The sequence below is a fragment of the Kitasatospora sp. NPDC006697 genome (assembly GCF_042869935.1).
Lineage (GTDB): Bacteria > Actinomycetota > Actinomycetes > Streptomycetales > Streptomycetaceae > Kitasatospora.
In genome coordinates, this window is record NZ_JBIAGU010000008.1 from 158492 (window position 1) to 174430 (window position 15939).

Sequence of the window (15939 nt, forward strand, 5' to 3'; positions counted from 1 at the left end):
TGACATTGGCCTTGCCGGTTCGTAAATCCCAGGCAACCGGTGCTGGTTCGACCTCACGGAGCGTATTTTCGCTGCCGGATGACATGGCCTCGCCGATATCGGCCACCCGAGTACCCGAACCCTGTGCGCAGACCAGATAGCCCTCGGCCGTGAGCTGCGCGTACGCCTCCACCGCGACGCTCCGCGAGACTCCGATGTCGCTGGCCAGCTGCCGCGAGGAGGGGAGCCGGCTGCCCGGCCGGAGAATACCCTCGGTGATCCGGTATTTGATGGCCGTCTGGATCTGTTTGGTCAGGGATTCACTGGAGTCCCTGTCGACCTCGATCGACATATGCCAAGCCATGGGTGAATGCGTCCCCCTCCACGCCGGAAACGGGTCCGCCACCCGCCCCCTCCCTCCGATCATTACATCCGGAACTCGGGCCTGTCACTAATTGAAGACTTAAGGATCTGGGTCCGATGCAACACCCCGGTCGGCCCGACCGCACGGTCGGGAACGCGGGGGCGGGCCATTCGGTCCGGCTGGTCCGTTGTTCCGGCCCCGGAGTGGTCTGGGTGGTCGCGGCGCCCAACTGGTCTGCTGGATCAGCCCCCACATCGAGCCGATTGCTGGACTGAGGGAAATCGACATGACAATGCTGTCTGGTCCTGTGCGCCCCGCCGAGACCGGTGCCACCCGCGACCTGGCCGGAGACTTCGCCCAGCGTGTCGCCGAGCGCACCCTGCGAGTCGGGATCGTCGGCCTCGGCTACACCGGCCTGCCGCTGGCCCTGGGCTTCGCCGGCGCCGGCTTCGCGGTCACCGGCTGCGACCTCGACCCCCGGAAGGTCACCGCCGTGAACCGCGGCGAGTCCTACCTCCCGGACCTCACCGACCTTGAACTCCAGGATGTGGCCGAGAAGTTGACGGCCACCACCGAGCACATCGGGCTCCGCGAGGCGGATGTGCTGATCCTCTGCGTGCCCACCCCGGTGACCGCCGACGGCGGCGCCGACCTGAGCTACGTGCACGGCGCGGTGGACAGCGTGCTGCCGCTGCTGCGCCCCGGCATGCTGCTGGTGTTGCAGTCCACCGTGCCGGTCGGCACCACCGCCGAGATCGCCCGCACCATCGCCGAGCGGACCGAACTGGTCCCGGGCGAGAGCCTGTTCGTCGCCATGGCGCCGGAGCGGGTGGACCCCGCCAACACCAACGGCTGGACCCTGGCCAACACCGCCAAGCTGGTCGGCGGGATCGGTGCCGAGAGCACCGCCCGGGCCGAGCTGCTCTTCGGCCAGGTCTGCCGCTCGGTGCACCCGGTCTCCAGCCCCGACGTCGCCGAGCTGTCCAAGGTGTACGAGAACACCTTCCGGCTGGTCAACATCGCGCTGGCGCTGGAGTTCTCCGACCTGTGCGGCAAGCTCGGGCTGCGGGCCCGCGAGGTGATCGACGCCGCCGCCACCAAGCCCTTCGGCTTCCTCGCGCACTACCCCGGCCCCGGGGTCGGCGGCGAGTGCATCCCGGTCGACCCGCTGTTCCTCATCGAGCGGGCCGAACTCGAGGGCACACCGCTGGAGTTGGTCGCCACCGCGCAGCGCCGGGTGGCCGGCCGCCCGGGCCAGGTGGTGGACCGGATCGAGGAACTGCTCGCCGAGCGCGACGCCAAGCTGGCCGGCGCCAAGGTGCTGGTGGTCGGCGTGAGTTACAAGCCCGGCGTGTCCGACCTGCGCAACGCGCCGGCGCTGGACATCATCCAGCTCCTGCGCGAGGCCGGCGCCGAGGTCGCCTACCACGACCCGATGGTGCCGCAGCTCACCGTGGACGGCCACCAGGTCGCCTCGGTGGAGTGGGCCGACGCCCGACTGGCCGACTACGACTGCGTGGTGCTGGTCACCCCGCACGGCCGGATCGCCGCCGACCCGGTCTGGGCCGAGGCCGAGCTGGTGCTGGACACCCGCGGCGACCTGGCCCCCGCCGGAAACGTCGTGGTGCTCTGATGGACCTCGCCCTGGCCATCGGCGCCGCCACCAAGCAGGCGGTCCGCGGCCTGGACCTGACGGAGGACCAGGCGCGGGCCGCGATCGGCGCCCTGCTGGACGAGCGGGCCGAACCGCTGGACGCGGCGGCGCTGCTCACCGCGCTGGCCGCCAAGGGCCCCAGCGCGCTGGAGATCGCCACCACCGTCCGGCTGATCCGGGCCGCCGCGGCCCCGATCGACTGGTCCGGACCGGCCGTGGACGTGGTCGGCAGCGGCGGCGACGGCAGCGACTCGATCAACATCTCCACCATCGCCGGCCTGCTGGCCGCCGCGGCCGGGGCCACTGTCGCCAAGGCCGGCAACCGTGCCGCCACCAGCCGCTGCGGCAGCGCGGACGTGCTGGAGCGGCTGGGCGTGCCGCTCGGCCCGGTGACCGAGGTCGCCGACCGGCTGGCCCGCAACCGGTTCGCCTTCCTGTTCAGCCCCGCCGTGCACCCGGTGGTCGGCCGGCTCTCCCCGATCCGCAAGCGGCTGGGCTTCCGGACGCTGTTCAACCTGGCCGGCCCGCTGGCCAACCCGGTGGCGCTGACCGGCCGCCTGGTCGGCGCCGCCGACCGGCGCGACCAGGAGATCCTGGCCGAGGCCGCACTGCTGCTCGGCATGGACCGCACCTGGGTGGTGCACGGCCACGGCGGGCTGGACGAGCTGACCACCACCGGACCCAACCAGGTGCTCGCCGTCTCCGCCGGCCGGGTGGAGGAATTCACCCTGGACCCGGCCGAGTTCGACCTGCTGCCGGCCGATGCCGAGCAGCTGCGCGGCGGCGGTGCCGAGCGCAACGCGGCCGCCGTGCACCAGGTGCTGGCCGGCCGGGCCGGCGAACCGGTGCAGGACACCTGCGTGCTGAACGCGGCGGCGGCCCTGCTGCTGGCCGGCGAGGCGGCCGACCTGGCCGGCGGGATCGACCTGGCCCGGGCCGCCATCGCCGACGGCAGCGGGACCGCGCTGCTGCGGGTGCTGTCCGGCCAGGCGGTCCCCACCGCCTGACCCCCAGGCCGGTCCGGCCGGGCCCGCTCCGCCGCTGGGCCCGGCCGGACCAACCACCGGCCGACGAACCGAGCTTCCCGAACCGAACCGAACCGAACGGAACGAAGGAGAGCTGCCGCCGTGCACCTCGACGAGATAGTCGCGCGCAAGCGCGAGGAGTGGAGCCGGATCACCGGCGTCCCCGAGCTGGCCGCCGCCGGGCGGACCGCCGCGCCGGTGGCCGGCCGCTTCGCCGCCGCGATCGGCGGGCCGGAGATGGCGGTGATCGCCGAGGTCAAGCCGAAGTCCCCGACCAAGGGCCAACTGCTCCCGCTGGAGCGGGCGGTGGAGACCGCCCGGGGCTACGCGGCGGAGGGCGCCTCGGCCGTCTCGGTGCTCGCCGACACCCCGTTCTTCGGCGGCTCGCCGGAGCTGGTGGCCCAGGTGGCCGGCGACCCGCAGGTCACCGTCCCGGTGATGTACAAGGACTTCCTGGTGGACGTCCGCCAGGTCGAACTGGCCCACCGCACCGGCGCCGACGCGGTGCTGCTGATCGTCCGCGCGGTCGGCGACCCGCTGCTGGCCGACCTGGTCCAGGCCGCCCGCGAGCTCGAACTCGACGCCGTGGTCGAGACCTTCACCGCCGAGGAGATCGACCGGGCGCTGACCGCCGGCGCCTCGATCATCGGCATCAACAACCGCGACCTGCAGACCTTCGCGGTCGACCTGGAGAACTCGGCCCGGCTGCGCGAGCGCATCCCGGCCGGCGTGCTGACGGTCAGCGAGAGCGGCATCTCCGGCCGCGAGGACCTGCGCCGGATCGCCGACCACGGCTTCGACGCCTGCCTGGTGGGCGAGAACCTGCTCACCGCCGCGGACCGCGGCAAGGCGCTCGGCGAGCTGCTGGGCCTGCCGGTGGGCGAGGTGCGGCGATGAGCGGCAACGGCCGGTTCGGCCCGTACGGCGGGCAGTTCGTCTCCGAGACCCTGGTCGGCCCGCTCGACGAGGTCTGGGACACCTATCTGAAGGCCCGTCAGGACCCGATGTTCGAGGCCGAGCTGGCGGACCTGCTGGCCACCTTCGTGGGCCGGCCGACCCCGCTGACCCGGCTGCGCCGGCTCGGCATCGAGCCGCACGGCGTGACCATCTGGCTCAAGCGCGAGGACCTGACCCACACCGGCGCGCACAAGATCAACAACGCCATCGGCCAGGCCCTGCTGGCCCGCCGGCTGGGCAAGCAGCGGATCATCGCCGAGACCGGCGCCGGCCAGCACGGCGTGGCCGTGGCCGCCGCCTGCGCCCACCTCGGCCTGGACGCCACCATCTACATGGGCCGGGTGGACGCCGAGCGCCAACAGCCCAACCTGCAGCGGATGGAGCTGCTGGGCGCCGAGGTGCGGCTGGTCGACCTGGGCACCGCGACCCTCAAGGACGCGGTCAACGAGGCGATCCGGGACTGGCTGGCGAACCCCGACACCTCCCACTACCTGCTCGGCTCGGCGGTCGGCCCGCACCCGTTCCCGACCATGGTGCGCGACTTCCAGACCGTGATCGGCAAGGAGGCCCGCGAGCAGTTCCTGGCCGCCGCCGGCCAGCTGCCCGACCTGGTGGTCGCCTGCGTCGGCGGCGGCTCCAACTCGATCGGCGTCTTCAGCGGGTTCCTGGACGATCCGGTGCGGCTGGTCGGGATCCAGGCCGCCGGCGACGGCAGCGGCCAACTCGGCCACCACGCGGCCCCGCTGCTCTACGGCGACCTGGGCGTGCTGCAGGGCATGCGGACCTACCTGCTGCAGGACGACGACGGCCAGGTGATGCTCACCCACAGCATCGCCCCCGGCCTGGACTACCCCGGCGCCGGCCCCGAGCACAGCCACCTCAAGGACACCGGCCGGGTCGAGTACCGCACGGCCTCGGACGACGAGGCGCTGGACGCCTTCCAGCTGCTCTCCCGGGCCGAGGGCATCGTGCCGGCCCTGGAGTCCGCGCACGCCGTCGCCGGCGCGCTCAAGCTGGCGGCCGAACTCGGCCGCGGCAGCCAGATCCTGGTCAACCTCTCCGGTCGTGGCGACAAGGACCTCACCAGTGCCATGGCCGCGATCGCCCAGCGCAAGGAGCAGGCCGATGGAACGGCTTGAGAAGACCTTCGCCCGCGCCGCCGAGCGCGACGAGTCCGTGCTGGTCGCCTACCTGACCGGCGGCTACCCCAGCCTCCCCGAGACGGCCGCACTGCTGGAGACGGTCTGCGCCGCCGGCGCCGACATCATCGAGCTCGGCGTGCCGTTCTCCGACCCGCTCGGCGACGGCTCGGTGATCCAGGCCACCACCCAGCACGCGCTGGCCAACGGCGCCACCGCGGCCGCCGTGCTGGACCTGGTGGCCGGGGTGCGCGAGGCCGGAGTGCAGGTGCCGATCATGCTGATGGGCTACTGCAACCCGTTCCTGCGCTACGGCCTGGGCCAGCTCTACGCGGACGCCGCCGACGCGGGCGCGGACGGCTTCATCGTCCCCGACCTGCCGCCGCACGAGGCCGACGAGTGGGTGGCCGAGGCGGAGGCCCGCGAGCTGGGCCAGGTGTTCTTCTCCGCCCCCGGCAGCGGCCCCGAGCGGCTGGCCGCCGGCGCGGCCCGCTCCCGCGGCTTCCTCTACGCGCTGGCCGCCAACGGCGTCACCGGCGTGCGCGACCAGCTCGACCCGGGCATCGAGGACTACCTGGAGCGGGTGCGCACCGCGGCCGGCCCGCTGCCGGTCTGCGTCGGCTTCGGCATCTCCCGGCCCGAGCACGTGCGGTCGCTGCGCGGCAAGGCGGCCGGCGTGATCGTCGGCAGCGCGCTGCTCAAGGCGATCGGCGGGGCCGACAGCCCGTCCGCCCGGGTCCGCGCGGCCGGCGAGCTGATCCGCGAGCTGAAGGGAGCCTGCCGATGAGCGCCGCCGACCAGGTGCCGTTCTTCACCGGCGCCGGCTCGATCCGCCGCGACTGGGACCGGCTGGAGCCGCGGCTGCGCGCCGTCGGCGAGTCCGGCCGGTTCACCTTCGGACCGCTCGGCCGCGAGCTGGAGGCCGCGATCGCCGCCTACACCGGCGCCAAGCACGCCATCGCGGTGGGCAACGGCACCGACGCGCTGGTGATCCTGCTGCGCGCCGCCGGGATCGGCCCCGGCGACGAGGTGATCGTCCCGGCCTACACCTTCTTCGCCTCCGCCTCCGCGGTGCTGCACGTGGGCGCCGAGCCGGTGCTGGTGGACATCCTGCCCGGCTCCTACGCGATGGACCCGGCCGCCGCCGAGGCCGTGATCGGCGAGCGCACCAAGGCGATCATGCCGGTCCACCTGTTCACCCAGATGGCCGACATGCGCCCGCTGCGCGACCTCGCCGACCGGCATGGCCTGCTGCTGCTGGAGGACAGCGCCGAGGGCATCGGCATGCGGGCCGGCGGTGTGCACGCCGGCCTGTGGGGCGCCGGGGGAGTGCTCTCCTTCTTCCCGACCAAGACCCTCGGCTCGCTCGGCGACGCCGGCATGGTGCTGACCGACGACGACGCGATCGCCGAGCGGGTCCGCCGGCTGCGCTGCCACGGCCAGGAGGCCGACGGCGCCTACGAGTACCTGGAGGTCGGCTACAACAGCCGGATGGACGAGGTGCACTCGGCCGTGCTGCTGACCCGCCTGGAGGTGCTGGCCGAGGACATCGCCCGCCGGGCCGAGCTGGCCGCCCGCTACGACGAGCAGCTCGCCGGCCTGGCACCGGCGCTGACCATCCCCTGGTTCGCCCCGCAGGTCGAGCCCGGCAACCCGGTCTACTACGTCTATCTGATCGAGACCGACCACCGGGACGAGCTGGTCGAGTACCTGACCGCGCACGGCGTGGGCACCGAGGTCTACTACCCGCGCCCGCTCACCGCCCAGCCCGCGCTCGCGCCGCTGCCGGGCGCCCAGCACCCGGTGCCGGTCGCCGAGGCGGCCAGCCGGCGCGCCGTCGGCCTGCCGATGTACCCGGACCTGACGGACGCCCAGGTCGACCGAGTGTGCGAGCTGCTGATCCGGTTCCACAAGGAGCACGCGTGACCACGAGCCTTCCCGCCGCCCAGGGCGTGCCCTACTTCGACTGGGACAACCGCTACCGGGACTGGACCGAGCAGCTGCTCGAGGTGGTCCAGGAGGTCGCCGACAGCGACGAGTTCATCCTCAAGTCGCGGGCCGCCGCGCTGGAGGAGCAGGTCCGCGAGCTGACCGGGGCCGGCCACGCCATCGCGGTGGCCAGCGCCACCGGCGCGCTCACCGTGGTGCTCACCGCGCTCGGCCTCGGCCCGGGCGACGAGGTGGTCACCCCCGCCTTCTCGTTCATCTCCACCGCCAGCACCGTGGCGCTGCGCGGCGCCCGCCCGGTCTTCGCCGACGTCGAGTACGACACGGCCTGCCTGGACCCGGCCGCCGCCGAGACCGCGGTCACCGACCGCACCCGGGCGCTGCTGCCGGCCTACCTCTTCACCAACCAGCCCGACCTGGCCGCGCTCGGCGGGCTGGCCGAGCGGCGCGGCCTGGCCCTGGTGGAGGACAGCGCGATCGCGCTCGGCTCCACCGCGGCGGGCCGCCCGGCCGGCCGGCACGGCATCGCCGGCGTCTTCTCCTTCTTCCCCGGCAAGCCCTCGGGCGGGGTCGGCGACGCCGGCATGATCGTCACCGACGACGCCGAACTGGCCCGCGAGATGCGGATGCTGCGCAACCACGGCCAGGACCTCGCGGTGCGCTTCCTGCACCACAAGGTCGGCTTCAACTGCCGGATGGACGAGATCACCGCCGGCTTCCTGCTGCGCCGGCTGCCGCACCTGGACGCGTACCTGACGAAGCGCCGGCAGCTGGCCGAGGAGTACCGGGAGCGGCTGGCCGACCTCGCGCCCGACCTGCTCACCCCGCCCGGCGACTTCACCGGCCGGGCCGTCTACAGCTACGTGGTGCGCGCCCAGCAGCGCGACCGGCTGCGCGAGCACCTGGCCGCCGAGGGCATCGAGACCGTGGTCTACTACCCGAAGCCGCTGCACCTGCAGCCCGCCTTCGCCGAACTGGGCCACCGCGCCGGGGAGTTCCCGGTCGCCGAGCGGCTGGCCGAGGAGTGCGTGGCGCTGCCGCTGCACCCCGAGATGCGCCCCGGCGACCTGGAGCGGGTGACGGAGAGCATCCGCCGCTTCTACCGGGGTGGCCGGTGAACTGGACCGACCGCTCCTGCGGCATCGGTGACGAGGCCGCTGCCGGGCTGACCGAGCAGCTCGCCATCCACCGTGAACTCGGGCTCGGGGCGATCGAGTTGCGCACCGTCGACGGCCGCGGTCTGCACCAGCTGGCGGCCGCCGAGCTGGCCGAGGTGGCCGCCGAGGTGGCCGCCTCCGGGCTGGCGGTGCCCGCCGTCGACACCCCGATCGGCAACTGGGGCACCACCATCGCCACCGACCTGGACGGGGAGCTGGCCGTGCTGGCCGGCTCGGCCGCCGCGGCGCACGCCTTCGGCACCCGCTGGCTGCGGGTGATGTCCTACCCCAACGACGGCCGCCCCGAGCCGCAGTGGGCCGCCGCCGTGCTGGACCGGATGGCCGTGCTGACCCGGGAGGCCGAACGCCTCGACGTGGTGCTGCTGCACGAGAACTGCCAGGGCTGGGCGGGCCAGGGCCCGGCGCAGACCCTGCGGATGCTGGAGCACGTGGCCAGCCCGGCGCTGCGGCTGATCTTCGACGTCGGCAACGGCCTGGCCTACGGCTACCAGCCGGAGGAGTTCCTGGCCGAGGTGCTGCCCTTCGTGGACCACGTCCACATCAAGGACGGCCACCGCACCGCCGACGGCGCCGTCTTCACCGAGCCCGGCACCGGCGAACTCGACCTGGCCGCCTGCCTGCGGCTGCTGGAGGACGCCGGCTACCGGGGGCGGTACAGCATGGAGCCGCACGTCGCCCACATCCCGCACCTGGCCCGCACCGCCGACGCGGCGGAGCTGGCGGCCGGCTACCGGGCCTGCACCACCGCCTTCCAGCGGCTCTGGGAGAAGGAGCAGTGCGATGGCTGAGCCGTTCGGCAAGGCCGAACTGGCCTGGCTGCTCGCGCTGATGGAGCTGGACACGGTCTCGCCGTTCGAGGGCGGCGAACCCGCCGCCCTCGGCCGGGCGCAGCGCACCTTCCTCGAGGGCGCGGCCGAACTCGGTTTCCGCCAGCTCCGGTTGGACAGCCCGGCGGCCGAGTTCGCGGACCGGGCGGACGTCCCCGCCCCGGTCCGCGAGGCGGTCGCCGCCGATCCGGACTTCCTGGCCGGCCAGCCCAGCGCCGTGGTCGGCCTCGGCCGGGACCGCGGCCCGGACCGCCGGCTGATCGTCAACTTCCACCTGGACACCGTCGGCCCGCACCTCGCCCCGCGGCTGGTCGACGGCGTGCTGCACGGGCGCGGCGCGGTGGACGACAAGGGCCCCGGGGTGGCCGCCGCGGCCGGCATCGCCGCGGCCTTCGCCGCCGAGCCCTGGCTCGCCGAGACCATCGAGGTGCAGCTCGCCTCGGTGCCCGGCGAGGAGGGCGGCGCGATGGGCAGCTACGGCACCCGCCACCTGGTGGAGACCGGCTCGGTCGGCCGGCTGATGCTCTTCGCCGAGCCCACCGAGGGCCGGGTGATGGACGCCTGCACCGCCGCGATGACCCCCCGGCTGCGGATCACCGGCGCCGACAGCACCGACGACCACCCGGCCGGCGGCCACAACGCCACCGTGGCGCTCGGCTTCCTGGCCGACTTCCTCTCCCGGCGGCTCGGCCCGCTCGCCCACCGCAGCGGCGCCAAGCTCTGCGTGGCGGGCCTGCACACCGGCACCTCGCACAACCGGGTCTACGGCAGCGGCGAGCTTAAGCTGAACATCGCCTACCAGGACGCCGAGCAGGCAGCCGGGTTGGAGCGCGCGCTGACCGGCCTGCTGCCGCGGGCCAAGGAGGAGTTCGCCGCCGCGCACGCCGACAACCCGTTCACCGCCAAGCTGGTCGCCGACTGGGACCGGGTGCTGCACTTCGACTGGCTCAAGCGTGGCCTGCCCGCGCTGAACAACCGGGACGCGGTGATGGAGCGGCTGCTCGCCGACTGCGGACTGCCCCGGCACGACGGCCTGGCCGACGGCAGCGCCTTCACCTGCGACGCCATCTGGGCCGCCGCGCCCGGCCGCTACGTGGCCGTCTGCGGCCCCGGCGGCCTGGACCGCAACGGTGCGCACACCCCGGACGAGCACCTGGCGGTGGCCGAACTCGCCGCCTACGCCCAGCAGATCAAGAAACTCGTGGTGCGCTTCGGCACCCACATCGCACAGGACACCGCACAGGAGGAGACCCGATGACCGTCCGAATCCCGGTGCAGCGGCTGCGCAGCTTCGCGACCGAGGCGCTGCAGTGCGCCGGCCTGACCGAGCAGGACGCCGCGGCCGGCGCCGAGGTCGTGGTCTACGCGGACGTGCACGGCTTCACCACGCACGGCAGCAACGCGCTGGCCGGCATCTACGTGCCGCGCCTGCGGGACGGCCGGATCAACCCCGGCCCGCAGCTGCGCACCGTCTCCGACACCGCCTCCGGCGCGGTGCTGGACGGCGACCGGGGCCTCGGCCTGGTCAGCACGGTGCGCGCCACCGACCTGGCGATCGGCAAGGCCCGGCAGACCGGCATCGCGCTGGTCGCGGTCCGCAACAGCAGCCACTTCGGCAGCGCCGGCTACTACGCCCACCGCGCCACCGAGGCCGGCCTGATCGCGATCGCGATGACCAACTGCGGTGCCCAGGGCGTCGCCCCGGGCCTCGGCGGCACCACCCGGATGCTCGGCACCAACCCGCTGGCAGCCGGCGCCCCGGCCCCCGGCGGCGCGCCGTTCGTGCTGGACATGAGCGCCACCACGGTGGCCACCGGCAAGATCCGGGCCGCCCAGCGCGAGGGCCGCGAGGTCCCGGTGGGCTGGCTGACCGGCCTGGACGGCATGCCGGTCACCGACCCGAACGCCTACTTCGACGGCAAGGCCGACGTCACCTGGCTGGGCGGCTCGGCGGCCACCGGCGGCGCCAAGGGCTACGGCCTGGCGATCCTGGTCGACCTGCTCTGCGGCCCGCTGGCGGGCGCCTCCTGGGGGCCCACCCCGGACCTGCTGGAGAACGGCGAGGAGCGCCCCGACACCGACATCGGCCATGTGGTGATCGCCATCGATCCGGCCGCCTTCGGAGCGGGCAGCACCTTCGGCGCCGGCGCCCGCCAACTGCTGGACACCCTGAGCGCCGACCTGCCGGTGGACCCGGCCCGCCCGGTCACCTACCCCGGCGCCCCCGAGGCCCGCACCGCGGCCGCCTCGCTCGCCGACGGGGTCGCGCTGCCGGACCACGTCGCCCGCCAACTCCTCTCGATGGCCGCCGACCTGGAGATCAAGGCGCCCACCGAGCTGGCGGCGGTGGCGGAATGAGGATCGGCATCATCGGCCTGGGCGTGATCGCGCCCTACTTCCTGCGCGCGATCGAGCAGGACGAGCAGCTGGAGCTCACCGCCGCCTGCGACCTCGACCTCGCCAAGTTCGCCGAACTCCCGGAGGGCACCGCCACCTTCACCGACTACCAGGACCTGCTGGCGAGTGGCCTGGTGGACGGCGTGGTGGTCACCCTGCCGAACGACCTGCACGCCGCGGTGGTCGCCGAGGCGCTGGAGGCGGGCGTCCACGTCTGCTGTGAGAAGCCGCTCACCGTGCACACCGCCGACGCCCGGATGCTGGCCGAGGTCTCGGCCCGGACCGGCAGCACGCTCTTCACCGCCTTCCACCGCCGCTACAACTCGCACGTGCTCCGGCTCGCCGAGGAGTTGCCGGACCGGGCGCAGATCGCCAAGGTGACCGCCCGCTACCACGAGCGGATCGAGGAGCACACCGGCAGCGACCGCTGGTACCTGGACGTGCGGCGCTGCGGCGGCGGCTGCGTGATCGACAACGGCCCCAACGCGCTGGACGCGCTGCGCCAGGTGGCGGGCGAGCTGACCCTGGTGGACGCCACCATCGGCGACGTCCGCGGCGGCGTGGAGTTCTACGCCGAGCTGTCGCTGCGCACCGAGGACGGCATCCCGGTGCAGGTCGAGCTGGACTGGGCGCTGCCCACCGGCGAGGTCAAGGACATCACCGTGCACCTCAAGGACGGCAGTACCCGCAGCGCCGACATGCTGGCCGGCTACCACGGCTTCAAGTCCTCGCTGGACCACGAGTACCAGGGCATCATGGCCGACTTCCGGGCGGCGGTCGCGGCCGGCCCGGAGCGGCGCGACGACGGCCCGGTGGTGGTCGACCTGGTGGAGCAGGCCTACCTGGTGGCCCGGGCCAAGGAGCAGCGGCTGCGGATGCCGGCCAAGGAGCCGGCCGAGGCGACCGTGGTGAAGCGGCTCTTCCACCGCCGCACCGACCGCGGCATGGTGCTCTCGCCCTGGGCCAGCCGCTGCGTGCGGGCGGGCGAGGTGCACGAGCTGGTCACCACCACCGACCGGCCCGGCAGCACGGGCGACCGGGTGGACGCGGTGGGCTTCCTCGGCTTCGCCGAGTTCCGCACCGCCACCGTGGTGGAGCGCGGCGACCAGGTGTGGGCGGACGGCCGGCTGCTCGGGGTGGTCGCGGGCTTCGACGAGTGCCACTATCCCAACCACTACAACATCCTGATCGACACCGACCGGCTGCTCACGGGCGAGGACGTGGATCTGCGCGCGGGGCACACGGTCGTCTTCAAGGAGCACGCATGACCCTGTCAGCACAGCCGATCCCGGTCGACGCGGCCGCCGCCGAGGCCTTCCCCGGTGTGCGGGTGCTGGCCCGGCCGGCCGAGGTCGCCCCGGCCGGCGCCGCCGAGGCGGCCGACCGGCTCTGGCTGGCCCAGCACAGGCTCTGGCACGAGAAGACCCGGGGCGAGATCCGCAACCACCCGCGGGTGGCCGCCTATCGGGAGCTGGCCAAGCTGATCGGCACCGACCCGGACAAGCAGCCGCCGTCGATCCAGGCGCTGATCGACCGGGGCCTGCGGGGCAAGGAGCCGGGCCGCTGGCCGCGGATCAACCCGGCGGTGGACGCCGTCAACGCGGTGGCGGTGGCCCACCTGTCCGCGCTCGGCCTGTTCGACGCGGACAAGCTCACCGGTGACGTCCGGATGACGGTCAGTCAGGGCGGCGAGGAGTTCTTCGCGCTCGGCGCCGACCACAGCGCCGAGCTGGACCCGGGCCGGCTGGTACTGGCCGACGAGTCCCGGGTGCTCTCGCTCTTCGCCTACCGGGACGGCCGGCACCAGGCGGTGGGCGAGCGGACCGAGCGGGTGCTGCTGCTGGGCTGCGTGGTCCCGGGCATCGACGAGGAGTCGGTGGCCGCCGCTCTGGACCACGCCGCGCTGCTGCTGGGCGGCCAGGCCTGACCCCGAGCCGTCCCGAAACCTGACGGCACGTCACCAAGGCGTGCCGTCAGTGCTTTGTACGGGCGAAATCCATGAAATCCGCCAAAGCGGACAGGGGTCTCCTGGGGGCAATCCGCTGGGCATCCGCCTGGCCGCCCCCGGTATCCAACAGAACCAGTCATGATCTATCAACCTGAATGTTGGATATCGATTGCTTGCGTCAACTCTTGTCGGCCTTTCGACAGTGCAATATCGTATGGCACTGCCGCCGGGGTCCCGGTGGCCGCGTAGTACCCCCACGCAGTGCCTCGTCCCGACGGCGCCACTCGCACAGTGCTGCCCTCGTGTCCCCCCACCGCATTCCCTTCGCCCCGAACGGACCCTCACGTCCGGCCGCGGGTGAGTGAGCGACCCCAGAAGGAATGTGACACGTGCTCAAGAACAGAGCCCGTCTGCTGCTGCGCAGCAGGCGACACCTCATGGTCGGCCTGACGGCCGCCATGGCCGCGGCCGGGCTGGCCACCAGCCCGCTGGCCGCGAGCGCCGCCCCGCACCCCGCGACCCACTGGACCTCGCAGGCCGACGCGAAGCCGGGCACCCCGGCGGCCGGCAGCACCACCAAGACCCCGGCCGCCGCCGCGGGTCCGCACAAGGCGCACGTCGCCAAGGCCGCCCCGGCCACCGCGGGCAGCGGCGCCAAGACCGGCGGCACCGCCGGCAAGGTCACCCCGCAGCTCGCTGACGGCGCGGACCCCGGCACCGGCGGCAAGGACGGCGACGGCTCCGTCGCCAACGAGTACGACCTGCCGATGACCTACAAGGGCGGCGAGGACTCGGCGGGCATCGTCACCGGCGCGCCCAAGGTCTACCTGGTGCTCTGGGGATCGCAGTGGGGGACCCCGTCCACCACCTCGACCGGTGACATCACCACCAGCAACGACCCGACCGGTGCCGCCGCGTACCAGCAGGACTTCTTCAAGGGCCTGGGCTCCGCCGGCGACGGCTGGAGCGCGGTGCTCACCCAGTACTGCGAAGGCATCCAGGCCGGCTCGATGAAGTGCCCGGCCAACGCCGCGCACATCCAGTACCCGACCCCGGGCAGCGTGCTGGCCGGCGTCTGGGTCGACAACGCGGCCCCGTCCCCCGACGCGGCCACCGAGCCCCAGCTGGGCGCCGAGGCGCTCGCGGCTGCGCAGCACTTCGGCAACACCACCGAGGCGCAGAACCGCAACGTGCAGTACATCATCGACTCGCCGCAGGGTGCCAACCCGGACAAGTGGAAGGACCTGGGCTACTGCGCCTGGCACGACTTCCAGCGCACCTCGTTCGGGTCGATCGCCTACACCAACATGCCCTACCTGCCCGACGTGGCCGGCTGCGGCGCCAACTGGTTCGGTGAGAACACCACCCGCGCGAAGAACGACGGCTACGGCATCATCGGCGGCCACGAGTACGCCGAGACCCTGACCGACCCGAACACCCCGGGCGGCTGGACCGACGCCACCGGCCAGGAGATCGCCGACAAGTGCGCCTGGATCCCGATGGGCTCCAACGGCGGCCTCTTCACCGAGAACCTGTCGACCGGCTCCTTCCCGCTGCAGACCCTGTGGTCCAACACCGACCACCTCTGCCAGTCCTCGGACCCGATCGTCACCGGCCCGGCGCTGACCACCAGCGTCATGTGCGACCGCACCGACCCGGCCAACTCGCCCGTCAACATCGGTGTGACCGCCGCCGACTCGGCCGGATCGGCCGTCAGCTACAGCGCGACCGGTCTGCCGAACGGCCTGACCATCAATGCCAAGAGCGGTGTCATCTCCGGCACCAACTCCGGCACCAACGGCTGGCAGCGGATCACCGTCACGGCCACCGACGCGGGCGGCCGCACCGCCAGCAGCGGCTGGTGGGAGAGCATCGGCGGCGGCGCCGCCGGCTGCACCAGCGGCCCGGAGCAGCTGATCGACACCGGCTTCGAGAACGGCTCCGCCGACGTCGACCACACCGTGATGACCGACGCCTGGAGCCCCTCCGGCTACAACGTCATCACCCCGTCCAGCACCTACACGGCGCACACCGGCCAGTGGTACGCCTGGCTCGGCCAGGACGGCAGCGCCTCGGACGACTCGATCAGCGCCGGCCTGAACACCTACCCGGGCTACCACAGCGCCAACTTCTCCTTCTGGCTGGACACCGAGTCCACCAACACCTCGGGTGGCAGCCCGGACACCCTGCAGCTGGTCGCGTACTCCCAGTACGACGGCCACGAGCTCGGTGTGGTGAAGAGCTGGAGCAGCGCGGGCGCCCAGGCCGGCTGGCAGCAGCAGTCGGTGGACGTCACCCCCTTCATCCAGCAGGTGGGCTGGGGCACCACGATCGAGCTGAAGCTGGTCTCGCACGAGTCCTCCACCAACCCCGGCACGGCGTTCCTGATCGACGACGCGTCGGCGCACGAGAACTGATCGCCCCCGTCGTACCCAGTAGTCGAAACACCTGGGCACCACCCCGGCCGGGTTCGCACAGCGGGCCCGGCCGGGTCAACTCCCCACATAACTCCACACTGGAGCCC

General features: G+C 73.2%; 13 protein-coding genes and 1 pseudogene. 13 read left to right on the forward strand and 1 reads right to left on the reverse strand.

What is annotated here, in order from left to right:
- Nucleotides 1–115: 115 nt before the first annotated feature.
- Nucleotides 116–406: pseudogene (locus tag ACFYNO_RS13665) on the reverse strand (GntR family transcriptional regulator); the annotation flags it as partial.
- A 223-nt stretch (nucleotides 407–629) separates the two neighbouring features.
- Between ACFYNO_RS13665 and ACFYNO_RS13670 the strand changes: the two are divergent.
- From ACFYNO_RS13670 to ACFYNO_RS13730, 13 genes are all read left to right on the forward strand, one after another.
- Nucleotides 630–1976, forward strand: a complete 1347-nt coding sequence (locus ACFYNO_RS13670) for a nucleotide sugar dehydrogenase (RefSeq protein WP_388010414.1) — start codon at nucleotides 630–632, stop codon at nucleotides 1974–1976.
- Complete coding sequence (trpD, locus tag ACFYNO_RS13675; protein WP_388010417.1) at nucleotides 1976–3004, forward strand: anthranilate phosphoribosyltransferase; 1029 nt, start codon at nucleotides 1976–1978, stop codon at nucleotides 3002–3004. Before ACFYNO_RS13670 ends, trpD begins: the two co-directional genes overlap by 1 nt.
- Nucleotides 3005–3124: 120 nt before the next feature.
- Nucleotides 3125–3919 carry an indole-3-glycerol-phosphate synthase gene (locus ACFYNO_RS13680; protein ID WP_388010425.1) on the forward strand — a complete coding sequence of 265 codons (795 nt, stop codon included), beginning with the start codon at nucleotides 3125–3127 and terminating at the stop codon, nucleotides 3917–3919.
- Entirely contained in the window at nucleotides 3916–5118 is a 1203-nt protein-coding gene (trpB, locus tag ACFYNO_RS13685; RefSeq protein WP_388010428.1) for a tryptophan synthase subunit beta, read from the forward strand. The genes ACFYNO_RS13680 and trpB overlap by 4 nt, the downstream gene beginning before the upstream one ends.
- Complete coding sequence (gene trpA / locus ACFYNO_RS13690) at nucleotides 5105–5905, forward strand: tryptophan synthase subunit alpha (RefSeq protein WP_388010431.1); 801 nt, start codon at nucleotides 5105–5107, stop codon at nucleotides 5903–5905. The genes trpB and trpA overlap by 14 nt, the downstream gene beginning before the upstream one ends.
- A complete protein-coding gene (locus tag ACFYNO_RS13695) occupies nucleotides 5902–7044 on the forward strand; it encodes a DegT/DnrJ/EryC1/StrS family aminotransferase (RefSeq protein ID WP_388010434.1) in 1143 nt (380 codons plus the stop codon). Before trpA ends, ACFYNO_RS13695 begins: the two co-directional genes overlap by 4 nt.
- Nucleotides 7041–8183 carry a DegT/DnrJ/EryC1/StrS family aminotransferase gene (locus ACFYNO_RS13700; protein WP_388010436.1) on the forward strand — a complete coding sequence of 381 codons (1143 nt, stop codon included), beginning with the start codon at nucleotides 7041–7043 and terminating at the stop codon, nucleotides 8181–8183. The genes ACFYNO_RS13695 and ACFYNO_RS13700 overlap by 4 nt, the downstream gene beginning before the upstream one ends.
- Nucleotides 8180–9031 (forward strand): sugar phosphate isomerase/epimerase family protein, encoded by an 852-nt coding sequence (locus ACFYNO_RS13705; RefSeq protein WP_388010439.1) that lies wholly within the window; start codon nucleotides 8180–8182, stop codon nucleotides 9029–9031. Before ACFYNO_RS13700 ends, ACFYNO_RS13705 begins: the two co-directional genes overlap by 4 nt.
- The gene (locus ACFYNO_RS13710) at nucleotides 9024–10328 is read left to right on the forward strand and encodes a M20/M25/M40 family metallo-hydrolase (RefSeq protein ID WP_388010442.1); all 1305 of its coding nucleotides are present in this window, start codon (nucleotides 9024–9026) and stop codon (nucleotides 10326–10328) included. The genes ACFYNO_RS13705 and ACFYNO_RS13710 overlap by 8 nt, the downstream gene beginning before the upstream one ends.
- Complete coding sequence (locus ACFYNO_RS13715) at nucleotides 10325–11428, forward strand: Ldh family oxidoreductase (protein ID WP_388010445.1); 1104 nt, start codon at nucleotides 10325–10327, stop codon at nucleotides 11426–11428. Before ACFYNO_RS13710 ends, ACFYNO_RS13715 begins: the two co-directional genes overlap by 4 nt.
- The gene (locus ACFYNO_RS13720; protein WP_388010448.1) at nucleotides 11425–12735 is read left to right on the forward strand and encodes a Gfo/Idh/MocA family protein; all 1311 of its coding nucleotides are present in this window, start codon (nucleotides 11425–11427) and stop codon (nucleotides 12733–12735) included. Before ACFYNO_RS13715 ends, ACFYNO_RS13720 begins: the two co-directional genes overlap by 4 nt.
- Complete coding sequence (locus ACFYNO_RS13725) at nucleotides 12732–13394, forward strand: phenylalanine--tRNA ligase beta subunit-related protein (RefSeq protein WP_388010451.1); 663 nt, start codon at nucleotides 12732–12734, stop codon at nucleotides 13392–13394. The genes ACFYNO_RS13720 and ACFYNO_RS13725 overlap by 4 nt, the downstream gene beginning before the upstream one ends.
- Nucleotides 13395–13804: 410 nt before the next feature.
- The gene (locus tag ACFYNO_RS13730; RefSeq protein ID WP_388010454.1) at nucleotides 13805–15832 is read left to right on the forward strand and encodes a putative Ig domain-containing protein; all 2028 of its coding nucleotides are present in this window, start codon (nucleotides 13805–13807) and stop codon (nucleotides 15830–15832) included.
- The last annotated feature ends 107 nt before the right edge of the window (nucleotides 15833–15939 follow it).